At 75.1% G+C, this 21,756-nt stretch carries 21 protein-coding genes; 15 read left to right on the plus strand and 6 right to left on the minus strand.

The annotated features are described in order from the left end of the window. Positions 1–56 precede the first annotated feature (56 nt). The 7 genes from AAEM63_RS04120 to AAEM63_RS04150 all read left to right on the plus strand — a co-directional run bounded on the left by AAEM63_RS04120 (position 57) and on the right by AAEM63_RS04150 (position 5,716). The gene (locus AAEM63_RS04120; RefSeq protein ID WP_341360386.1) at positions 57–1,346 is read left to right on the plus strand and encodes a thymidine phosphorylase; all 1,290 of its coding nucleotides are present in this window, start codon (positions 57–59) and stop codon (positions 1,344–1,346) included. Then, positions 1,346–2,359 carry a hypothetical protein gene (locus tag AAEM63_RS04125; protein ID WP_341360387.1) on the plus strand — a complete coding sequence of 338 codons (1,014 nt, stop codon included), beginning with the start codon at positions 1,346–1,348 and terminating at the stop codon, positions 2,357–2,359. The genes AAEM63_RS04120 and AAEM63_RS04125 overlap by 1 nt, the downstream gene beginning before the upstream one ends. Then, the gene (locus AAEM63_RS04130) at positions 2,356–2,580 is read left to right on the plus strand and encodes a hypothetical protein (RefSeq protein ID WP_341360388.1); all 225 of its coding nucleotides are present in this window, start codon (positions 2,356–2,358) and stop codon (positions 2,578–2,580) included. The genes AAEM63_RS04125 and AAEM63_RS04130 overlap by 4 nt, the downstream gene beginning before the upstream one ends. 85 nt (positions 2,581–2,665) lie before the next feature. Then, on the plus strand, positions 2,666–3,325 hold the full coding sequence (gene deoC / locus AAEM63_RS04135; RefSeq protein WP_341360389.1) for a deoxyribose-phosphate aldolase: 660 nt from the start codon (positions 2,666–2,668) through the stop codon (positions 3,323–3,325). A gap of 71 nt (positions 3,326–3,396) precedes the next feature. Continuing rightward, positions 3,397–4,164, plus strand: a complete 768-nt coding sequence (gene fabI / locus AAEM63_RS04140) for an enoyl-ACP reductase FabI (RefSeq protein ID WP_341360390.1) — start codon at positions 3,397–3,399, stop codon at positions 4,162–4,164. Between the two features lie 452 nt (positions 4,165–4,616). After that, the gene (locus tag AAEM63_RS04145) at positions 4,617–4,985 is read left to right on the plus strand and encodes a phosphatase PAP2 family protein (RefSeq protein WP_341360391.1); all 369 of its coding nucleotides are present in this window, start codon (positions 4,617–4,619) and stop codon (positions 4,983–4,985) included. A gap of 2 nt (positions 4,986–4,987) precedes the next feature. After that, complete coding sequence (locus AAEM63_RS04150) at positions 4,988–5,716, plus strand: phosphatase PAP2 family protein (RefSeq protein WP_341360392.1); 729 nt, start codon at positions 4,988–4,990, stop codon at positions 5,714–5,716. Here the strand turns inward: AAEM63_RS04150 and AAEM63_RS04155 are convergent. Further along, positions 5,680–6,459: a DUF1206 domain-containing protein gene (locus AAEM63_RS04155; protein ID WP_341360393.1), complete on the minus strand. Its 780-nt coding sequence runs from the start codon at positions 6,457–6,459 to the stop codon at positions 5,680–5,682. The genes AAEM63_RS04150 and AAEM63_RS04155 overlap by 37 nt on opposite strands. Positions 6,460–6,714: 255 nt before the next feature. Here AAEM63_RS04155 and AAEM63_RS04160 point away from each other — a divergent pair, with 255 nt between their 5' ends. Further along, positions 6,715–8,169, plus strand: a complete 1,455-nt coding sequence (locus tag AAEM63_RS04160; protein ID WP_341360394.1) for a nitronate monooxygenase — start codon at positions 6,715–6,717, stop codon at positions 8,167–8,169. Positions 8,170–8,251: 82 nt separating this feature from the next. Here AAEM63_RS04160 and AAEM63_RS04165 read toward each other — a convergent pair whose 3' ends face one another. Beyond that, positions 8,252–9,943: a phospho-sugar mutase gene (locus AAEM63_RS04165; RefSeq protein ID WP_341360395.1), complete on the minus strand. Its 1,692-nt coding sequence runs from the start codon at positions 9,941–9,943 to the stop codon at positions 8,252–8,254. A 44-nt stretch (positions 9,944–9,987) separates the two neighbouring features. Beyond that, positions 9,988–10,821, minus strand: coding sequence for a purine-nucleoside phosphorylase (locus tag AAEM63_RS04170; RefSeq protein WP_341360396.1), 834 nt, complete (start codon positions 10,819–10,821; stop codon positions 9,988–9,990). Between the two features lie 115 nt (positions 10,822–10,936). On the opposite strand from AAEM63_RS04170, the gene AAEM63_RS04175 reads away from it, so the two are divergent. Further along, positions 10,937–12,445, plus strand: coding sequence for an NAD(P)H-quinone dehydrogenase (locus AAEM63_RS04175; RefSeq protein ID WP_341360397.1), 1,509 nt, complete (start codon positions 10,937–10,939; stop codon positions 12,443–12,445). A 407-nt stretch (positions 12,446–12,852) separates the two neighbouring features. Here the strand turns inward: AAEM63_RS04175 and istB are convergent, their stop codons facing one another. After that, positions 12,853–13,644, minus strand: coding sequence for an IS21-like element helper ATPase IstB (gene istB / locus AAEM63_RS04180; protein WP_341360398.1), 792 nt, complete (start codon positions 13,642–13,644; stop codon positions 12,853–12,855). Next, positions 13,644–14,864: an IS21 family transposase gene (istA, locus tag AAEM63_RS04185; protein WP_341361302.1), complete on the minus strand. Its 1,221-nt coding sequence runs from the start codon at positions 14,862–14,864 to the stop codon at positions 13,644–13,646. The genes istB and istA overlap by 1 nt, the downstream gene beginning before the upstream one ends. A gap of 414 nt (positions 14,865–15,278) precedes the next feature. On the opposite strand from istA, the gene dapE reads away from it, so the two are divergent. The 4 genes from dapE (at position 15,279) to AAEM63_RS04205 (ending at position 19,390) form a co-directional block, all read left to right on the plus strand. Continuing rightward, positions 15,279–16,469, plus strand: coding sequence for a succinyl-diaminopimelate desuccinylase (gene dapE, locus AAEM63_RS04190; RefSeq protein WP_341360399.1), 1,191 nt, complete (start codon positions 15,279–15,281; stop codon positions 16,467–16,469). Next, positions 16,466–17,344, plus strand: a complete 879-nt coding sequence (locus AAEM63_RS04195; RefSeq protein WP_341360400.1) for a TIGR00730 family Rossman fold protein — start codon at positions 16,466–16,468, stop codon at positions 17,342–17,344. The genes dapE and AAEM63_RS04195 overlap by 4 nt, the downstream gene beginning before the upstream one ends. Positions 17,345–17,435: 91 nt before the next feature. Further along, positions 17,436–17,603 carry a DUF3117 domain-containing protein gene (locus AAEM63_RS04200; RefSeq protein WP_123917334.1) on the plus strand — a complete coding sequence of 56 codons (168 nt, stop codon included), beginning with the start codon at positions 17,436–17,438 and terminating at the stop codon, positions 17,601–17,603. 209 nt (positions 17,604–17,812) lie between these two features. After that, a complete protein-coding gene (locus AAEM63_RS04205) occupies positions 17,813–19,390 on the plus strand; it encodes a leucyl aminopeptidase family protein (protein WP_341360401.1) in 1,578 nt (525 codons plus the stop codon). On the opposite strand, the gene AAEM63_RS04210 is transcribed toward AAEM63_RS04205, so the two are convergent. Continuing rightward, the gene (locus AAEM63_RS04210; protein WP_341361303.1) at positions 19,349–19,981 is read right to left on the minus strand and encodes an O-methyltransferase; all 633 of its coding nucleotides are present in this window, start codon (positions 19,979–19,981) and stop codon (positions 19,349–19,351) included. The two genes, AAEM63_RS04205 and AAEM63_RS04210, sit on opposite strands and share 42 nt — an antisense overlap. A 177-nt stretch (positions 19,982–20,158) precedes the next feature. Here AAEM63_RS04210 and sigE point away from each other — a divergent pair, with 177 nt between their 5' ends. Both sigE and AAEM63_RS04220 read left to right on the plus strand, forming a co-directional pair. Then, entirely contained in the window at positions 20,159–20,824 is a 666-nt protein-coding gene (gene sigE / locus AAEM63_RS04215) for an RNA polymerase sigma factor SigE (RefSeq protein ID WP_341360402.1), read from the plus strand. Further along, complete coding sequence (locus AAEM63_RS04220) at positions 20,824–21,738, plus strand: hypothetical protein (RefSeq protein WP_341360403.1); 915 nt, start codon at positions 20,824–20,826, stop codon at positions 21,736–21,738. The genes sigE and AAEM63_RS04220 overlap by 1 nt, the downstream gene beginning before the upstream one ends. Positions 21,739–21,756: the final 18 nt, after the last annotated feature.

The following is a 21,756-nucleotide window of genomic DNA, read 5'->3' on the forward strand; positions in this document are numbered from 1 at the left end:
CCGCCCCACCCGCCGGCGCCCGCCCCACCCGCCGGCGCCCGACGAAGGAGAGACCCATGACCGAAGCCTTCGACGCCGTCGACGTCATCCGCGCCAAGCGTGACGGCGCCCGCCTCAGCCCGGCCCAGATCGACTGGGTCATCGACGCCTACACCCGTGGGGTCGTGGCCGACGAGCAGATGAGCGCCCTGGCCATGGCGATCTTCCTCAACGGCATGGAGCGCGCCGAGATCTCCCGCTGGACCGAGGCGATGATCCGCTCGGGGGAGCGGATGGACTTCTCCGGCCTCGACCGACCCACCGCGGACAAGCACTCCACCGGCGGGGTGGGGGACAAGATCACGCTGCCGCTGGCTCCGCTCGTGGCCGTCTTCGGCGTCGCGGTGCCGCAGCTGTCCGGGCGCGGCCTCGGCCACACCGGCGGCACCCTGGACAAGCTCGAGGCGATCCCCGGCTGGCGCGCGAGCCTGAGCAACGAGGAGATCCTCGCCCAGCTCGGCGATGTCGGCGCCGTCATCTGCGCCGCGGGCTCCGGCCTGGCGCCGGCCGACAAGAAGCTCTACGCCCTGCGCGACACCACCGCCACCGTCGAGTCGATCCCGCTGATCGCCTCGTCGATCATGAGCAAGAAGATCGCCGAGGGGACCGGCTCGCTGGTCCTGGACGTCAAGGTCGGCACCGGGGCGTTCATGAAGGACCGCCACCGTGCCGGTGAGCTCGCCCAGACCATGGTCGAGCTCGGCACCGACGCCGGGGTCCGCACCGTCGCCCTGCTCACCGACATGTCCACCCCGCTCGGGCTCACGGTCGGCAACGCGCTGGAGGTCCGCGAGTCGGTGGAGGTGCTCGCCGGCGGGGGCCCCGCCGACGTCGTCGAGCTCACCGTCGCCCTGGCCCGGGAGATGCTCGACGCCGCCGGGCGCCGCGACGCCGACCCCGCCGCGGCCCTGGCCGACGGCCGGGCGATGGACGTGTGGCGCCGCATGATCGCCGCGCAGGACGGCGACCCCGACGCAGCCCTGCCCGTGGCCCGGCACACCGAGCAGGTCCTCGCCGACCGCGACGGCGTGGTCACCGTGCTCGACGCTTACACCGTCGGCGTCGCCTCGTGGCGCCTCGGCGCCGGACGCGCCCGCAAGGAGGACCCGGTCCAGGCCGGCGCCGGCATCGAGCTGCACGCCAAGCCGGGTGACCGGGTCCGCGCCGGGCAGCCGCTCATGACGCTGCACACCGACACCCCCGAGCGCTTCGCCCGCGCGCAGGAGGCGCTCGAGGGCGGCGTCACCGTCTCCGCCCAGGAGTCCCCGCGCCCGCACGGCATCGTCCTGGGGCGGGTGGCCGGCTGATGCCGGCCCGCTGGCGACGGCTCTCCCTCGGCTCGGTCCTGGCGCGGCTGACGGCGATCGGCGACGCGGACTCAGGCGACGTGGGCGACCCCGGCGCCGCCACGCCCGTCGGCGGGGCCATGCCCGTCGACGGGGCCATGCCCGTCGGCGCTGCCGGCCTGACGGCCCCGACCGGTCGCGGGTCCGCCCCCTCGCCGGTCGACCCGGTGGCGGCGCGCGACGGCGTACCCGTCACCCTGGGCGGCGCGCCCGTACGGCAGGTCGACCCGACGACCTGCGGCTCCGCCGTCCTGCTCATGCTCGCCGCCACCGGTGACCCGGCCCTGGCGGCCTGGCTCGAGGACGGCCGGCTGCCGCACGGGATCGCCCCGCACCGGGTGCCGCCGGAGATCCCGCCCACGCTGCTCACCGGGCCGCTGGGCCCGGGTGCCGCGGCGCGCCGGATCGGGGCCGCCCAGACGCGGATCAAGGAGCGGACCTCGGCCCGGGCGGTCGGCAAGCTGTCCTGGCCCGCCTCCTACGGCACACCGCCGTGGACGGCCGCGCGCGAGGCCCGCTTCCCCGGGGTGCGGTACCACAGCCGTCCCCTGGACGACACCTCGGCGCAGGCGGCCGCGCTGCTCGCCCGTGCGCACGCCGCGACCGTGGCCGGGATCCCCGTCCCGCTGTACACCGGGGGAGACCTGGGCGCCGGGCCGGCGACCGCGGTGCCGCGCCACGTCGTCCTCGCCGTCCCGCCCCCGCCCGGCCCCGGCCGCGGGTACGACGAGCACGGCCGCCCCGTCCTGCACCTGTACGAGCCCTCCAGCGCCCGCGTCTACCGCCTGCTCGTCGCCGAGCTCCTCGGCCGCACCGAGCGATCGCGTGCCCTCGGCGGCTGGACGCACGTCGCCTGGGTGCTGCTCCCGACCACCGACGGCGCCGTGGCGGCGGGGTCCGCCGACCTTGCGTCCGCCGACCCCGCGGGCCAGGGTGGACGTGCAGGGTCCCACCGAGCCGAGGAGGAGTCATGAGCACCGAGCGCGCCGACGACGTCGAGCACGACCCGGACATCGACGGCCAGGAGCACGTCGTCGACACCGACCCGGCCCGCGCCCCGGAGGAGTACGCCCCGGAGGTCGAGGTCGACGAGCCCACCCGGGAGGCGGAGCCCGCCGACGTGGCGGAGCAGCTCATCGAGGTGCCCGTGCCCGAGGACGAGGAGAGCGACGCCGCGGAGCCCGCGGAGTACTGACCGGGCCGTTAGGCTGGTCCGCCGGGCCGCCCGCCGAGGGCGGCCCGGCCAGCACCGGGCCCGCGCCCGCACCGAAGGAGAGACGATGAGCCCCACCCGCACCGAGGTCGCCCGCATGGTCGACCACACCCTGCTCAAGCCGGAGGCCACGGAGCAGGACGTCGCCGCGCTCGTGGCGCAGGCCCGCGAGCTCGGGGCCTACTCGGTGTGCGTCTCGCCCAGCATGCTCCCGCTCACCGGCACCGGGGAGGTCAAGGTCGCGACCGTGTGCGGCTTCCCCTCCGGCGCCCACCACGCCGACGTCAAGGCCGCGGAGGCCGCCCGGTCCGTCGCCGACGGCGCCGACGAGATCGACATGGTCGTCAACCTGGCCCTGGCCACGACCGGACGCTACGACGACGTGCGCGGCGAGATCGCCGCCGTCCGTGCCGCCGCGCCCGCCCCGGTCGTCCTCAAGGTCATCATCGAGTCCGCGGCGCTGACCGACGACCAGGTCGTCGCGGTGTGCGAGGCGGCGGAGGCCGCCGGCGCCGACTTCGTCAAGACCTCCACCGGGTTCCACCCCGCCGGCGGGGCCAGCGCGCACGCGGTGGCGCTCATGGCCCGCACGGTGGGCGGACGCCTCGGCGTCAAGGCCTCCGGCGGCATCCGCACCACCGAGGCGGCCCTGGAGATGATCGCCGCGGGGGCGACCCGCCTGGGCCTGTCCGGGACCGGCGCCGTCCTGGACGGACTCTCCGACTGAGCCCGCCGGGCTCCCCGACCACCACGAACCACGACGAGCCGACGGCTCGGCGCCGACAGGACGGAACTGCCTTGGCCCTGCTGGACGGCAAGACCCTGCTCGTCACCGGAGTGCTCACGGAGGGCTCGATCGCCTTCCACGTGGCGCGGCTCGCGCAGGAGCAGGGCGCCGAGGTCGTCCTGACGTCCTTCGGACGCCAGCTCCGGCTCACCCAGGCGATCGCCCGGCGGCTGCCGGCCGCCGCCCCCGTGGTCGAGCTCGACGTCACCTCCGACGACGACCTCGCAGCGCTCGCAGCGAGGGTGGGGGAGCACACCGACCACCTGGACGGCGTCGTGCACTCCATCGGCTTCGCGCCGCAGTCGGTGCTCGGCGGCAACTTCCTCGCGGCGCAGTGGCCGGACGTGGCGACGGCGCTCCAGGTCTCGGCCTTCTCGCTCAAGGCGCTGGCCGCCGCCGCGCAGCCGATGCTCGGCCGGGGCTCCTCGATCGTCGGGCTGACCCTCGACGCGACCGTCGCCTGGCCCGTCTACGACTGGATGGGGGTGGCGAAGGCGGCCCTGGAGTCCACCGCCCGCTACCTCGCCCGGGACCTCGGCCCGGACGGCATCCGGGTCAACCTGGTCTCCGCCGGGCCCGTGCGCACCAAGGCCGCGACCTCGATCCCCGGCTTCGAGACCCTCGAGGGCGGCTGGGACGCGCGCGCCCCGCTGGGCTGGGACGTCGCCGACGCCGAGCCGACGGCCCGCGCCGTCGCGGCCCTGCTCTCCGACTGGTTCCCGGCGACCACCGGCGAGATCGTCCACGTCGACGGCGGCGTGCACGCGATGGGCGTCTGAGGGGCTCCACCACCGCCGCCGGGGGCGAGAGTCCCGGACCGCGGCGGGAACCCCGCGCCCGCCGCCGGCCCGCCCGGGCGGGCGCCGGCCCGCGCGCGGGCGGGCGCGGGCCCCCGCCCGGTCCTAGCATTCGTCCGTGGTCCTGCCTCGATCCCGCACCCGCAGGCTGCTGCGCGCGGTGGCGTTCGCGGTGGGCCTGACGATCCCCGTGGCCGTGCTCGCCTACCTCGTCCGCGCGCAGGCGAGCCCGGTCGTGGACCTCGACCACACCTCCGTGGCCGCCGGCACTGCGCTGACGCGCGCAGAGCCCGCCCTCCACTCCGTGCTGCTCGCCTGGCAGCTCGCCCTGCAGGCGCGCTGGGTGAACCTCGCGGTGACGGTGCTGTGCCTCTGGGTGTGGCGCCGGCACGGTCTGCGCACCCGGGGCGACGTGGGCGTTCGTCACGCTCATGGTGGCGTGGGGACTGAACCTCGTGGTCAAGGAGGCCGTCCAGCGGGCCCGACCGGTCGTGGCGGACTCCGTCGTGCACGCGCCCGGGTTCAGCTTCCCGTCCGGTCACGCCATGAACACCGCCGTCGCCGGGTTCGTGGTGACCGCCCTGCTGTGGCCGCTGCTCGGCCGGGGGGGCCGCGTCGGCGTCCTCGCCGGCGTGAGCGCCGTCGTGGTGATCACCGGGGTCGACCGGGTCATGCTGGGTGCGCACTACCCCTCCGACGTCGTGGCCGGGATCCTCCTCGGTGGCGCGACGGCCGGGGGCTCCCTGCTCGGCTACCTCGGGTGGAACCCCGCGCACCCCGCGGACCTGCCCGAAGGGACCTGACGATGGGATCTCTGCGCCGCTGGGAGGACGACCCGAGCCGGCCGACCCCCGGGCGGGCCCTGGCGGACCTCGGTCGCCGCGCCCTCGCGCCGGCCGTGCCGCTGTGGGGCCTCGTCGTCGGGACGGGGCTCCTGATCGTCGGACCGTTGGACTCGCTGCCCGAGGAGGAGGCGGTCAACGAGGCCCTCGCGGCCGGGCGCACCCCCTCGCTGGACGCCGTCACCTCCGTGCTGTCCAACATCGGCGCGACCCTGTTCATCGTCAGCGCCTGCCTCGTGGCGATGGCCACGCTGTGGTGGCGCACCCGGCAGTGGTGGTTCGCCGTCGTGCCCGGGATCGCGGTCGCGCTGCAGGCCGCAGTGTTCGTCACGGCAGCGGCCGTCGTCGGCCGGGAGAGACCCGACGTCGACCACCTCGACGAGGCCCCGCCGACGTCGAGCTTCCCCAGCGGTCACACCGGTGCCTCGACGGCCTTCTACCTCACCATGGCGATGCTGGCCCAGCGCATCCGGCGCCCCGTGCTGCGCCGGGTGGCGACGGCGGTCTGCATCCTCGTCCCGTTCCTCGTGGCGACGGCCCGGCTGTACCGCGGCATGCACAGCCCGACCGACGTCGTCGTCGGCATGCTCAACGGGATCGTCTGCGCGCTCCTGGGCTGGCACTACCTGCGCCGCGAGGAGGACGGGCGAAGGCGTCAGACCCGCGCGTACCGGGCCCGGCCGAAGGAGTAGACGCCGTACGCCGCCAGGCCGAGCGCGACCGCGGTGAGCAGCGCCTGACCGAACGGCACGCCCTGGAGCGACCGCAGCGCGCCGTCGAGCCCCGCGGCCCGATCCGGGTCGGCCGTGACCGCGGCGGCGACGAAGAGCGCGCCGACGATGCCCAGGGCGACCCCCTTGGCGACGTACCCCACGCGGCCGGCACGGACCAGCCACGTCCCGGGGTTCTCGCGGAGGTCTCGGAGGAACTTCGCCTTCCAGCCCTTGACCACGTGGTACGCCCCGACGGCGAGCACCCCGATCCCGACCACGGCCACGAGCACCCGGCCGAAGGGCTGGGCCATCAGGGAGGCGGTGAAGCTCTCGGTCTGGCCGGCGCCCGACGAGGACGTCCCCCGCAGCACCGACACGCCGGTCCAGGCCAGGGCCAGGTAGAGGACGGCCTTGCCGGCGCTCTTGACGCGCGACCCGGTGTCGCCGCGGGCCACCGCCTCGGCGACCTGCCAGAGGGCGAGCAGGACGAAGCCGGCGACGACGACCCACAGCAGTGCCGAGCCGACCGGGCTCTTGGCGAGCTGCGTCATGGCACCGGTCTGGTCGGAGGAGCCGCTGGAGCCGCCCCAGGCGATCTGGAGCGCCAGCCAGGCCACCAGGAGATGGATGAGGCCGCTCGCCGCGTACCCCAGGCGTGCCCCGGTCTCGAGCATCGGGTGGTCACCGGCCTGGGCGGCGGTGCCTCGTACCGTCTCGTTCATGAGGACACTGTGGCACCGCGTCGGCCACGGCGCGCGTCCGGAGGCGTGCCTTCTCTCCTCGTCGACGCCCACCGCGGCTGCGCCGAGGCCCTTGCCCGCCTCCCGTCGAGGGCGACGCCACCGCTCCGACGTCACCACCGGTGTGACCAGCACCGACGCGTCCGACCGGACCAAGGTCCCGGGGGTGGGTGACCTCCCTCCCCGCACACTGGCCGGGTCAGAAGTTACGGTGCCGTAGGTTTCGGAGAGTCCCCCATGCTCGTGCAACCGGACGACGGCGCTGCTCCGCGTGGGCCGGGCCCCACCCTGCCCACGATCATCCAGGGCGGCATGGGGGTGGCGGTGTCCTCGTGGCGGCTGGCCCGGGCGGTCTCGCTCACCGGCCAGCTGGGCGTGGTCTCGGGCACCGCCCTCGACGTCGTGGTCGCCCGCCGGCTGCAGGACGGCGACGACGGCGGCCACGTGCGCCGGGCCCTGGCGCACTTCCCGGTGCCGGCCGTCGCCGAGCGGGTCCTCGCCAGGCACTACCGGCCGGGCGGCCGCGCTCCGGGACGGCCCTACGTCCCTGTGCCGAAGGTCAGTGCCCGACCGACGACGACCGCCCTCGAGCTGTCGGTGGTGGCCAACTTCGCCGAGGTGTGGCTCGCGAAGGAGGGCCACGACGGCGTCGTCGGCATCAACTTCCTCGAGAAGATCCAGATGGCCACGCCGAGCGCCGCGTACGGGGCGATGCTCGCCGGTGTGGACTACGTCCTCATGGGGGCCGGGATCCCCACCGAGATCCCGCGCCTGCTCGACGCCCTGGCGCGGCACGAGCCTGCGTCGATCGCCCTGCACGTCGAGGGCGCCGGCCGGAGGTACTCCGTCGGCCTGGACCCGCAGGCGCTGACCGGGGGCGGCCTGGCACCGCTGCGGCGACCGCGTTTTCTGGCGATCATCTCCGCGCACGTCCTCGCCACGCATCTGGCGCGCGAGGACGCGACGCGACCCGACGGCTTCGTCGTCGAGGGACCGCGTGCGGGCGGCCACAACGCCCCGCCGCGGGGCCGGCTGGTGCTCGACGACGACGGCCAGCCCGTCTTCGGGCCCCGCGACGAGGCGGACCTGGCCAGGATCGCCGCCGTCGGCCTGCCGTTCTGGCTCGCCGGGGGCTACAGCTCACCCGAGCTCGTCGCCAAGGCCCGGGCGGCCGGCGCCGCGGGGGTCCAGGTCGGCTCGATCTTCGCGCTCTCCGCCGAGTCCGGGCTGCGGCCCGTACTCCGTGAACAGATGCTCACGGCCCTCGCCGAGGACCGGCTCGAGGTGCGGACCGACCCGCACGCCTCGCCCACGAGCTTCCCGTTCAAGGTCGTCTCGCTGCCCGGCACGCTCTCCCAGCCGCAGGTCTACGAGGCCCGGCCGCGGCTGTGCGACGTGAGCCACCTGCGGGTGCCCTACGAGCGCGAGCCCGGCGTCCTGGGCTACCGCTGCCCGGCCGAGCCGGTGGACATCTACGTCGGCAAGGGCGGGTCGGTGGAGGACACGGTCGGGCGCAAGTGCCTGTGCAACGCCCTCCTCGCCGACGTCGGCCTCGGACAGACCCGCCGCGACGGCTACGAGGAGGACTCCCTGGTGACCCTGGGCACGGACCTCGACGGGGCGGCCGCACTGGTCGCGGCCGAGCCGGCCGGGTGGAGCGCGGCCCGCGCCGTCGAGTACCTCCTGGACTGACCCCCGGGGACGCCGGCGGCCCGCTGAGAGCCGGCCTCCCGTCGCCTCGGTGCGGCCCTCGGGCGGGGCGCCCGCTGGACCGTCAGAGGCCGACCGCGGCCGCCACGTCGGCCCGCAGGAGCGCCATCCGCTCGCGGGCGTCCCGGCGGGCGCGAGCGACGTCGGTCCCGGCGCGCACCTCGCTCACGACCTCGAGGTAGCACTTGAGCTTCGGCTCCGTGCCGGACGGTCGCACGATCACCCGGTCGCCGGCGGCCGTGAGGTAGACGAGCGCGTCCGTCGCGGGCAGCTCGGGCGAGCCCTGCGCCAGGTCGGTGGTGGTCGTGACCGGCGAGCCCGCCAGCGTGGCGGGGGCGGCGGCCCGAAGCCTCGCCATGGCGCCGGCGATGAGGCCGAGGTCGGCCACGCGGAAGGAGAGCTGGTCGCTCAGGTGCAGCCCGTGCCGGCGCGCCAGGTCGTCCAGCGCTCCCGGGACGTCCCCGCCGTGGTCGCGCAGCTGGGCCACGAGGTAGGCCAGCCGCACGGCGGCGGTGATGCCGTCCTTGTCGCGCACGGCAGCAGGGTCCACGCAGAAGCCGATCGCCTCCTCGTAGCCGAACACCAGGCCCTCCGTGCGGGCGATCCACTTGAACCCCGTCAGGGTCGTGCGGTGCTCGAGGCCGTGCGCGGCCGCGATGCGGGCCAGCTGGCGGGAGGAGACCACGGAGCTGGCGAGCACGCCGTGGCCGCCCAGCGCGGCGACCGCCGCGCTCTGCTCGCCGAGGAGGGAGCCGATCTCGTCACCGGTGAGCTGGCGCCACCCGCCCGCGACGGAGTCGTCGGGCACCGCCATCGTGCACCGGTCGGCGTCGGGGTCGGTGGCCAGGACGACGTCGGCCTCGACCCGCCGGGCCAGGGCGACGGCGAGGTCGAGGGCGCCGGGCTCCTCGGGGTTGGGGAAGGCGACGGTGGGGAAGTCCGGGTCGGGCTCGGCCTGCTCGGGCACGGGGTGGACGTCGGTGAACCCGGCGCGGGCGAGCGCCTCGAGGGTGGTGCGCGAGCCGACCCCGTGCATCGACGTCAGGACGATCCGCAGGCCGCGGGTGTGCCCGGCGGGGACGAGCGAGGCGGCCCGGGCGAGGTAGGCCTCGTGGACCTGCGGGCCGAGCACCTCCCACCCGCTCTCGGCCCGGGGCACGTCCAGGGCGGGCGGCGCCGCGGCGATGCGGGCGGCGATCTCGCCGTCGGCGGGCGGGACGATCTGGACGCCCTGCCCGGCGCCGGTGGCGGCGCGGCCCCCGAGGTAGACCTTGTACCCGTTGTCGCGAGGCGGGTTGTGGGAGGCGGTGACCATGACCCCGGCGTCGGTGCCGAGGTGGCGCACCGCGAACGCGAGCACCGGCGTGGGCAAGGGCCCGGGCAGGAGCAGGGCGGTGCCGCCGGCGGCGGTGACCACCGCCGCGGTGTCGACGGCGAACTCGGCCGAGCCGTGGCGGGCGTCGTATCCCACGACCACCCGGAAGCCGGCGCCGACCTGCTCGGCCAGGTAGGCGCTCAGCCCTGCCGCCGCGCGGATGACGACCGCGCGGTTCATCCGGTGCGGACCGGCGCCGATCTCACCGCGCAGCCCCGCCGTGCCGAACTCCAGCGGTCCGGAGAACCGGTCGTCCAGGTCGGCGGCTGCCTCGTCCGAGCCCCCCGTGGCTCGCTCCAGCAGGTCCGTGAGCTCGCGGCGGGTCGCCGGGTCCGGGTCGGCCTCGACCCACGCTCGGACCTGCTCGGGGGTGACGTTCACGGTGGTGCTCCTCTCGTGGGCGCGGGCACGCCCCGCGCGGCTGCTCAGATGGCGCGGACGATCTCGGCCAGCAGGCGGGAGATCCGCGGACCCGCGGCCCGGCCGGCCTCGAGGACCTCGGTGTGGGACAGGGGCGTGGGGGAGATCCCGGCGGCGGGGTTGGTCACCAGGGAGATCCCGAGCACCTCCAGCCCCACGTGCCGGGCGGCGATGGCCTCGAGCGCCGTCGACATCCCCACGAGGTGGCCGCCCAGCCGGCGGGCCATCTGGACCTCGGCCGGCGTCTCGTAGTGGGGGCCGCGGAACTGGACGTAGACGCCCTCGGGGAGCTCGGGGTCCACCGACCGGGCGAGGGCCCGCAGGCGCGCCGAGTACAGGTCGGTGAGGTCGACGAAGGTCGCGCCCTCCAGCGGCGAGGTGCCCGTGAGGTTGATGTGGTCGCTGATGAGGACCGGTGTCCCCGGCGCCCACTCCGGTTCCAGCCCTCCGCAGCCGTTGGTCAGGACGAGGGTCCGCGCGCCCGCGGCCGCGGCGACGCGGACGCCGTGCGCGACCCGCCGCACGCCCCGGCCCTCGTAGTAGTGGGTCCGCGCGCCCAGGACGAGCGCGTGCCGGTCCGTGCCGGCGACCCGGACGGAGGAGAGCGTGCCGGCGTGGCCGACGACCGCGGAGGCGGTGAAGCCGGGCACCTCGTCAGCCGGCACCTCCGCGACGACGTCGCCGAGCAGGTCGGCGGCGCCGCCCCAGCCCGAGCCCAGCACGAGCGCGACGTCGTGGCGCTCGACGCCGGTGACCTCGGCCAGGTGCGCGGCGGCCGCACGGGCCACGTCCTGCGGATCGGTACGGGGGTCGTCGAGGTCGGGCACGGGCACGCTCATGGGCCAGACGTTATCGCGAACCCGAGGCGCCCCGGGCCTTCCCGTGGGCTCCCCGGGCCTCTCCCACGCCGTCCCGAGCCTCCCCGGGGGCGCCCCGGGGTGGGGCGGGGGCACAATGCCTCGGGTGAGCACCGCACCCGGACCCGTCCCGCCGCCCGACCAGGCCGAGCACGCCGCTCCGGCCGCCGAGCACCACGCGGGGGCCTCCCCGGTGCGCCAGGGCTCGCGCGTCGTCATCATCGGCGGCGGACCGGGCGGGTACGAGGCCGCCCTCGTCGCCACCCAGCTCGGCGCGCGCGTGCACGTGGTCGAGCGGCAGGGGATGGGCGGGTCCGCCGTCCTGACCGACGTCGTCCCCTCCAAGACCCTCATCGCCACCGCCGAGTGGATGACCGTCACCGAGCAGGCGGGCGAGCTGGGCATCGGCGCCGAGGACGACGGCGCCGGAGGCGCGCTACGGGCCGACATGGACGTCGTCGACCGGCGCGTGGTCAGGCTCGCCCAGAAGCAGTCCCGCGACATCCGCGGCCGCCTCGAGCGCGAGGGTGTGCAGATCACCCTCGGGACCGGCCGGATCGCGCCCGGCCTCAGCCCCGCGGGCACCCGGGACGTCCTCATCACGACCAGCGAGGGCGAGGAGCTGCGGGACGAGGCGGAGATCGTCCTCGTCGCCACCGGCGCCACCCCCCGGATCCTGCCGACCGCCCAGCCCGACGGCGAGCGGATCCTCACCTGGGCGCAGATGTACAACCTCACCGAGATCCCCGAGCACCTGGTGGTCATCGGCTCGGGCGTGACCGGGGCGGAGTTCGCCGGTGCCTACAACGCGCTCGGGGCACAGGTCACCCTGGTCTCGAGCCGGGAGCGGGTGCTGCCGGGCGAGGACGAGAACGCCGCCGAGCTCATCGAGGCCGTCTTCCGGCGCCGCGGCATGACCGTGCTCTCGCGCTCGCGGGCGGCGGGGGTCACCCGCACGGGTGACGGCGTCGCGGTCGAGCTCACCGACGGCCGGGTGGTCGAGGGGTCGCACTGCCTGGTCGCGGTGGGCGGCGTGCCGGCGACCGCAGGCATGGGGCTCGAGGAGGCGGGGGTCGAGCTGAGCCCGTCCGGGCACGTCCAGGTCGACCGTGTCTCGCGCACCCGGGCGCTGCGCGTCTACGCCGCCGGCGACTGCACCGGGGTCCTGCCGCTGGCGTCGGTGGCAGCGATGCAGGGCCGGATCGCGATGTGGCACGCCCTCGGTGACGCCGTCTCCCCGCTCGACCTCGGCGTCGTCGCGGCGAACATCTTCACCGCGCCCGAGATCGCCACCATCGGCGTGACGCAGAAGCAGATCGAGGACGGCGAGGTGGACGGCGACGTCACCCGCCTGCCCCTGTCGCGCAACCCGCGCGCGAAGATGCTCGGCATCAAGGAGGGGTTCATCAAGCTGTTCTCCGACCGGTCGACCGGCACGGTGCTCGGCGGCGTCGTCGTCGCCCCGCGCGCGGCGGAGCTGGTCTACCCCATCACCATCGCCGTCACCGAGCGGCTGACCGTCGACCAGCTCGCCAACGTCTTCACCATCTACCCCTCGCTCACGGGCTCCATCGCCGAGGCGGCCCGCACCCTGCACCGGGCCTGACGCGCCTTCCTCGGGTCGGCGCCTGCGCGCCGAGCGATCCCGTTGTTGCCGAGCGATCCCCTTGTTGCCGAGCGATCCCCTTGTTGCCGAGCGATCCCCTTGTTGCCGAGCGATCCCTTCGTTGCCGAGCGATCCCGTTGTTGCCGAGCGATCCCCCTGTTGCCGACTGAGAGTGGTCTGCGGGGATCGTTCGGCGCCAGAGTGATCGCTGGGCGACAGCAGGATCGTTCGTGAGCCGATGCACCCGTCGTCGCCCGTGGATCTGCGGCCGCGCCGGGCCGCCCGTTCGTCGCCCGCTGATCTTCGCCGTAGTCCGGCCGCCGAGCGATCCCCTTGTCGCCTGTCAGCGACGGTCGAAAAGTAGGCCAGTTCTGACGGCTGAAAAGTAGGCCACGTTGTGTGTGTGGTTAGTGTGCCTGGTTCTCCGCGGCTGCGGAGGGCAGTGTGTCGATCTCGGTGTGGCGGAGTCGGTAGCTGGTGCCTTTGAGGGTGATGACCTCGGCGTGGTGGACGATGCGGTCGATCATGGCCGCGGCGACGGCTTGGTCGCCGAAGACCTCGCCCCAGCGGGAGAAGGGCAGGTTGGAGGTCAGGATGATCGAGGCGTGTTCGTACCGGGACGCGACGAGCTGGAAGAACAGGTTCGCGGCTTCGGCCTCGAAGGGGAGGTAGCCGACCTCGTCGATGACCAGCAGCCCGTAGCGGCGTAGCCGGCGGAGCTCGGCGGGCAGCTTGCCCAGGGCGTGAGCGGCGGTGAGGCGGGTGACCCACCCGGTGGCGGTGTCGAACAGGACACGGGTGCCGTGCTCGGCGGCGGTGATCCCGAGCGCGGTGGCCAGATGGGTCTTGCCGGTGCCGGGCGGGCCGAGGAGGACGATGTTGCCGGCCTCGGTGAGGTAGGCGCCGGCGGCGAGGCGGTGGATCTGGCCGCGGTCCGCCGCGGGCTGGTGGTCGAAGTTGAAGTCGGTGAGGGTCTTCCTCGCGGGGAAGCTCGCTGCGCGGATGCGGATGTTCGCGCCGGAGGCCTCTCGGGCGGCGACCTCGCGGCCCAGGACGGCGGCGAGGTAGTCCTCGTGGGTCCAGTTCTCCGCGCGGGCCTGCTCGGCCAGCCGGGCGGCGGCTTCGCGGATCCGTGGGGCTTTGAGGGCCCGGGTGTAGTACTCCAGCTCCTTGACCGCCTGGGTTTGGGGGGCGCCCATCAGGCGACCTGCCCGTCCAGGCCGGTCACACCGAACGCGGTGTCATAGACCGACAGATCCCGCATCAGGTCGACGGCGTGCTCAGGGACCTCCCGCGGGGCCAGGAATCGCTGACGCAGAATCTTCGCGGTGGCGACATGGCCCGGGTCGGTCACGGTCGTGCCAGATGCCCAGGAGCGGACGTGGTCGGCGACGACCTGTCCCTCGCAGGTCACCCGAACCCGTTCGAGGTCCGAGGTGACCTCGACGAGGCGACCGATCACGGCCGGGTCGACGGAGTAGTCGTTTGTGGCGGCGCGGACGTAGTAGTCGCGTCCGAGCCGGGTCACCCACCGCGCCCCGACCGATGGCGTGACCGGCGGCAGCTGCAGCATCGCCGCCCGGTCCGCAACGACGAGGTCGACCGGCCGGGCGGCCAGGGCCCGGACGGTCCGGGCGTTGGCCCGCGGCCAGGCCTCGAGCTGAGGGTTGAAGTCGGCCGGTGAGGCGAAGACCCGACCCGGCAGGAACGAGGTCTCGAGGAACTGGTTGGCCCGCTCGACGATGCCTTTGGTCTCCGGGTCGTACGGCCTTGCCTGGACCAGCCGGGTCGCCAGCGTCCCGCAGAATCCCGCCACGCCGTCGGCGAGGCGACCACTGCGGCCGATGCCGGCCTCGTTGTCCCACAACAGCGCCCGGGGCACCGCCCCAAGCTGCGAGCTGAGCAGGTGCCACATCCCGGCGAGCAGGTCCCCGGTCGTGCGTGAGGGCAGCATCATCGCGGTCAGGAACCTCGAGTGCGACGCGGCCATCACCAGCACCGGCAACGACGCCTGCTGCCCGTTACCGACCGGGACCTTCACCGGCGGGAACCACAGGTCGCACTGCACCTGCTCCCCGGGGGCATGGGCCAACCGGTCGGCCGGGTCCACCGGCAGGTACCGCGGCCGTAGTCGCGCGACGTTCTCCCGCAGCCACGTCACCGACCCCGTCCAGCCCACCCGCTCGGCGACCACCGTGGCCGGCATTCGCGGATGCTCGGCCAGCAGCGCCCGCACCGCCGGCTCCACTCGCGACCATGCCGAGCCCGTCACCGGCGGTCGGGGCTTGTACTGAGGTGGCAGATCCGACCGCAGGGCCCGGACCACCGTGTCTCGGGCTAGCCCAAGCTCCTCGGCGATCCGCCGCTGCGACAGTCCCTCGGCCTCGTGCAGATGCCGGATCCGCGCCCAGTCCTCCACGCTCATCACCTGTCCGATACTCGTCAGGTGGCCTAGTTTTCGACCGTCGTTCCTGGCCTACTTTTCGACCGGCGCCGACATCGCCGAGCGATCCCCTTCGTTGCCGAGCGATCCCCTTGTTGCCGAGCGATCCCTTCGTTGCCGAGCGATCCCTTCGTTGCCGAGCGATCCCGTTGTTGCCGAGTGAGAGTGGTCTGCGGGGATCGTTCGGTGACAGAGTGATCGTTCGGCGAAACAGTGATCGTTCGTGCCGTGCGGCCGGGGATGCGCCGCCGCACGGGGCCTGACGCGGAGCCGGTGCCCGTCGCCGGACCCGGTGGCGGCCGACGCCCCGGGCCCGCCGCGGAACCGGTGGGGGCCGGCGCCCCGGGCCCGCCGCGGACCAGGTGCCCCGACGCCGGTTAGGGTCGGTCCATGTCCGCCTCGCCGACCTCCGTCCCGCCCGGCACGGCCGCGACCGCCCCGGCCGCGGCGCCTCTGGGGCGCCCCGCCCTGCCCGACCTCGCAAGCACCGACGTCGTCGACCTCACCGCCGCGGTGTGCGACATCCCCTCGGTCTCCGGCGAGGAGACCGCGCTCGCGGACGCCATCGAGACCGCGCTCCGTGGCCGGCCGCACCTCGAGGTGCTGCGCGACGGTGACGCCGTCGTCGCGCGCACGCACCTCGGGCGGGAGCGCCGGGTGGTGGTCGCCGGCCACATCGACACCGTGCCGGTCAAGGAGAACCTGCCCACCCGTCGCCGGCAGGGCGACGGCGGCGAGGAGGAGCTGTGGGGCCGGGGCACGACCGACATGAAGGGCGGCGTCGCCGTCGCCCTCCACCTCGCGGCGACCGTCACCGAGCCGCTCTGGGACGTCACGTGGGTCTTCTACGACCACGAGGAGGTCGAGGCCGACCTCAACGGTCTTGGCCGGCTCGTCCGCACCCGCCCCGACTGGGTGACCGGCGACCTCGCGGTCCTCGGTGAGCCCACCGCGGGCGGCATCGAAGGGGGGTGCAACGGCACCCTCCGCGCCGAGATCCGTACCCACGGCCGCACCGCCCACTCGGCGCGCGCCTGGCGGGGCGTCAACGCCGTTCACGCCGCCGGGGAGGTGCTGGCCCGGCTGAGCAGGTACACCCCGGCCGAGGTCCTCGTCGACGGGCTCGTCTACCGCGAGGGGCTGTCCGCGGTGGGCATCCGCGGCGGCATCGCGACCAACATGATCCCGGACGAGTGCGTCGTCACCGTCAACTACCGCTTCGCGCCCTCCCGCACCCCGGCGGAGGCGGAGGCCCACGTGCGTGAGGTGTTCGACGGCTACGACGTGCAGGTCACCGACCTGGCACGCGGTGCCCGGCCCGGTCTGGACGACCCCTTGGTGGCCGGGTTCGTCGCCGCGGTCACAGCCGTGACCGGCGGCGCCCCCGGGCCCAAGTACGGGTGGACGGACGTCGCGAGGTTCGCCGAGCTCGGCGTCCCGGCCGTGAACTTCGGCCCCGGTGACCCGATGCTCGCCCACGCCGACGACGAGCGGTGCCCGGTCGGCCAGATCCGCACGTGCGCCCGCGCCCTCGGGTCCTGGCTCGCGGGGACCACCGACGGCGGGACAATGGGGACATGACGCGAGAGGTGCACAACCACCACGCCCGTGGCGCGGACGACACCGGTGCGCCCGCCGGTGGCGCCACCCAGCGGGGCGAGACCACCAACGGACGCAACGGCTACCGCCGGGGACCGGTGCTGCTGCGCGGCGGACAGATCCCGGGCGAGACCACCGACGCCCGCCTCCTCAAGCCGGACCAGGACGTCAGCTGGCTCCACCTCGACCCCTGGCGGGTGCTGCGCATCCAGTCCGAGTTCGTCGAGGGCTTCGGGGCCCTGGCGGACCTCGGACCGGCCATCTCCGTCTTCGGCTCCGCCCGGATCCACCGTGACGAGGCGGAGTACGCCCTCGCCGAAGAGGTCGGGCAGCGGCTCGTCGCGGCGGGCTTCGCGGTCATCACCGGCGGCGGCCCGGGCGTCATGGAGGCCGCCAACAAGGGCGCGTGCGAGGCCGGCGGGGTCTCGGTGGGCCTGGGCATCGAGCTGCCCTTCGAGCAGGGCATGAACCGGTGGGTCGACCTCGGCGTCAACTTCCGGTACTTCTTCGCCCGCAAGACCATGTTCCTCAAGTACTCCCACGGCTTCATCGTCCTGCCGGGCGGTTTCGGCACCATGGACGAGCTCTTCGAGGCCCTCACCCTCGTCCAGACGCAGAAGGTGTCCTCGTTCCCCATCGTCCTGGTGGGGCGGGAGTACTGGGGCGGCCTCGTGGACTGGATCCGCACGACGATGGTCGCGCGCGGCACCATCGCGCCGCCCGACCTCGAGCTCCTGCCCGTCGTCGACACCGCCGAGGAGGCGGTGGAGGCGGTGCTGTCCGGGGTCGAGCTGCTGGTCAGGGAGCAGCAGGCGCAGGCTGCGGCCGCGTCCGAGGCAGGTTGGGCGGCCGAGTGATCTAGACTGGGCCCCGGCGATCACCGGCCGCTGCGCGCGACGCGAGCGGTCCGGGTGGTCGAGGATCCACCGAGAATGAGGGGTGCACCACATGGCCGCGATGAAGCCGAGGACCGGAGACGGCCCGCTCGAGGTGACCAAGGAGGGACGCGGCATCGTCATGCGCGTGCCCCTCGAGGGTGGAGGTCGCCTTGTCGTCGAGCTCACCCCGGCCGAGGCGGGCGAGCTGAGCGAGGCGCTGAGCGCCGTCGCCGGCTGAGCACCGAGAACCGCAGCACCGGCGACGGCCGGCCAGCCCCGCTGGCCGGCCGTTCGCCGTCCCTGCCGTACCTCGGGTCGTCAGCTGTCCTGCAACCACCGGTCGGCCGTCCTGCAACCACCGGTCGGCTGCCCTGCCGCCCTCCGGTCGGCCGCAGCCCTGCCTGACCCAGCCGGTTCCCCACGCCCCATCCCTGAAAGGCCGTCCCCGTGATCCAGCCGGTCCTGCCCGAGATCGTCGTCCTGGACGAGTCGCTCGCCGACCCCGCCGCATCCTGGCGGGGCCTGGGCGCAGAGGTGCTCGGCGTCGTCCGGGACACCTCCGGGACGGTCGACGACGCCGCGGACCTGTACGGGGTCGACCTCACCAGGGACGCTGACTCCCTCGAGGGCAACGGCGGCGCGAGCGCCGTCGTGACGCTTCCCCACCTGCGTGGCGGCGCCGCGCCGTGGGAGGGCCTGCCGGGCCGGGTCGTCCTGCTCGGCGAGGGTGACGGCGGCCCCGACGACGCCCGGCGCGCCGGCCTGGCGCTGGGCCGGGCCGCGACCGGCCGGGACACCGTCGTGCTCGTGCTCCCGCCGGGGGCGCGCGAGGATCGGCTCCAGGCCCTTGCGGAGGGCTTCCTCCTCGCCTCGTTCCGCATGCCCCGCACCGCGCGCGAGCCCGACGGCAAGCCACCCGCCCGTCGCCTCGTCATGCTCAGCCGCGGTGGCCCCACGGCGGACGCGCTGGCCCGTGCGCGCACCGCGGTCGAGGCCACGCTCCTGACCCGGGCGCTGGCAGCCACGCCGTCGTCGACGAAGAACCCTGGCTGGCTCGCCGACCAGGTCCTCGGGCTCACCGCGGCGGTCTCCGCCGAGATCCCCGCCTCCGCGGGCACGCTGAGCGCGGAGGTCCGCGACGAGGACTGGCTGGAGCGGCACGGGTTCGGCGCGATCCTGGCCGTCGGCGCCGCCTCGGCCACCCCGCCGCGGCTGGTGACCCTGACCTGGGAGCCCGCCGCCGCCGACGCCCCCGTCGTCGCGCTGGTGGGCAAGGGCATCACCTTCGACACCGGCGGCATCTCGATCAAGCCTCGCGAGGCCATGGTCCCCATGAAGACCGACATGGCCGGCGCGGCAGCGGTCCTGGCCGCCGTCCTGGGCGCCGCACGCCTGACGCTGCCCGTGCGGACGACCGCGGTCCTGCCGCTCGCGGAGAACGCCGTCGGCGGGGCGGCCTACCGCCCGGGGGACGTCGTGCGCACCTACGACGGCACCACGGTGGAGATCTCCAACACCGACGCCGAGGGCCGGATGGTCCTGGCCGACGCCCTCGCGTGGGCCGTCGAGCAGCTCGCGCCCGACGTCGTCGTCGACGTCGCCACGCTCACCGGTGCCGCCAGCCAGGGCCTGGGCCGCAGCCACGCCGCCCTCTACGCCACCGACGACGACCTCGCGGCGGACGTGCTGGCCGCCGGTGGCCGGGCCGGCGAGCCCGCGTGGCGGATGCCGCTCGTGGCGGACTACCGCCCGGCGCTGGACTCCGACGTCGCGGACGTCGCCCACGCGGTGCGTGACCCGCACGTGGGTGGCGGGTCCATCACCGCGGCCCTGTTCCTCCAGCGGTTCGTCGCGGACGTGCCCTGGGCGCACCTGGACATCGCCGGGGCCGGCCGTGCCGGCAGCAAGCAGGGCGAGGTCCCGGCCAACGGGCCCACCGGTTACGGCTCGCGCCTGCTGGTGGAGTACCTGCGGGCGGTCGGCTCAGCGGCGCACGGCGACGAGAAGCCCGTCCCCGCTCGGTAGCAGGGCCGGGACGAGGCGCTCGTCCTCGCGCACCCGGCGGCCGAGCTCGCGGACGGCGACGGTCGCCTCGTCGCGGCGGGCGGGGTCGGCGACCCGGTCGTGCCACAGGGCGGCGTTGACGGCGAGCACCCCGCCGCGCCGCAGGAGCCGGACGGCCTGCTCCACGTCCTCGGCGGCCTCGGCCGGGTCGCCGTCGACGACGACCATGTCGTAGGCGCCGTCGGCGAGCCGGGGGAGGACCTCCAGCGCCCGGCCGGCGATGAGCCGGGTGCGGGCGGGCCGGTGCCCCGCGGCGGCGAAGGCTTCGCGGGCGGCGCGCTGGTGCTCGGTCTCCCGGTCGATCGTCGTCAGGACGCCGTCGTCGCTCATCCCTGCGAGCAGCCACAGGCCCGAGACGCCGGTGCCGGTCCCCACCTCGGCGACCGAGCGCGCCTGGCAGGCCGCGGCCAGCAGCCGCAGGGCCGCCCCGGTGCCGGGGTGGACAGGGGTGACGCCGAGCTCCTCGGCGCGCATCCGGGCCTCCCGCGCCGGCTCGTCCTCGGGCACGAACTCCTCGGTGTACGCCCAGGACAGGGCCTTGTCGGCGGTGATGGTGGCCTCCTGGGAGCTCGGCGGCGGCGGCCGCGGGTGGGACGTGCCGATGCTACCGGTGTGGCGCCCCCGCGGGCGGGAGCTCCACCCGGCGATCCCGCCACTCACGCCTTCCCAGGCGGCTTCCAGGTTCGGTCCCTAGCATGGACGTTCACGCAGACGGGAGACGAGGACAAGATGCCCGACGCCGGCCTGACCGCAGGTCAGCCGCAGCCCCGGCCCACCGGTGAGACCCGCCCCGGTGACCCCGGCGCGGACGACCGTGCCGCCGTCACCGACGACCTGCCGGTGTGGGCGCCGCCGAGCTGGGAGCAGATCGTCACCGAGCACTCCCCACGCGTGTACCGGCTCGCCTACCGCCTCACCGGCAACCGCGCCGACGCCGAGGACCTCACCCAGGAGACGTTCGTGCGGGTGTTCCGGTCCCTGCACAGCTACCAGCCCGGCAACTTCGACGGCTGGCTGCACCGCATCACCACCAACCTCTTCCTCGACCAGGCCCGCCGCCGCTCCCGGTTGCGCCTGGACCCCATCGGCGAGGCCACGGAGCGGCTGCCCGCCGCCCGGGACACCGACGAGCCCGAGCGGGGCTTCGAGCACGCGCACCTCGACCTCGACGTCCAGGCCGCCCTGGACGCGCTGCCGCCGCGGTACCGCGCCGCCGTCGTGCTGTGCGACATCGAGGGCTTGTCCTACGAGGAGATCGCGGCGACCCTGGACATCAAGATGGGGACCGTGCGCTCACGCATCCACCGTGCCCGCGCCATGCTGCGCGAGCAGCTCGAGCACCGCCGCCCGGCCGGGGCGACGGCACCGCAGGCCGTGAGCGCGGGAAGGGCGTGATGGCGCACCTCGGTGACGACGTGAGTGCACTGGTCGACGGCCAGCTCCCGCACGAGCGTGCCGAGGCCGCCCTGGCCCACCTCGTCAACTGCGAGATGTGCGCGGCCCAGGTCGCCGTCGAGCGGGCCTCCCGGCGGCACCTGTCCTCCGCCCGTGACGTGCGCCCCAGCGCCGAGCTGACCGACCGCCTCATGGCCCTGGCCCGGGAGGTCCCGGAGGCGCCCCAGGGTGTGCGGGCCGCCGCCGGCCGGGCCTGGGCACCGCTGGCCAGCGGTCGGACCCGCCGCCGGCTGGCGCTGCGGTCCACCGCGGTCCTCGCCGGGGCCGCGGGCGTCGTCGGTGCCCTCGTCGTGGTGGGGACGCTCGCCGAGCGCACGGGGGACCCGGCCGCGATGCTCGCCCGCTTCGCCGGCCCGGAGCGGCACGAGGCCGAGCTCGTCGTCTCCGCCGACACCCTCAGCACCAGCGCCGGCGGCACCACCGCGGCGGCGCTGAGCTGGCTCGGCGAGCACGGCTGGGCGCCGCCCGTGGCGCTCCCCGAGGACGCCAGGATCACCTCGGTCACCGCCGCGGAGGGCCGCAGAGGCGAGGAGGTCCTCGAGCTGAGCGTCGTGCTCGACGGTCACCCGGTGGACGTCCTGCAGCAGCAGGCGGTGCTCGACCCGGACTCGCTCACGGGCCTCAGCGCCGTCGACGGCGAGCACGTCTTCGAGCTCCCCGGGACCGGCAGCCGTCTGGTGCTCCAGAGCGGCGACGTGACCGTGCTGGTCTCGGCCCCCGACGACCCCGCCCTCGCCCGCGCCGTCGCCGCCGCCTTCCCCGTCACCGAGCCCGGCGCGGGGATGGGGGACCGACTCGGTCGCGGCTGGCATACGATCGTGGCCTGGACGGACCTGCTGGTCGAGGCGCCGTGACCCCGCCCGCCGGGACGG

This window comes from Georgenia sp. M64 (assembly GCF_038049925.1).
In the GTDB taxonomy this organism is placed as follows: domain Bacteria; phylum Actinomycetota; class Actinomycetes; order Actinomycetales; family Actinomycetaceae; genus Georgenia.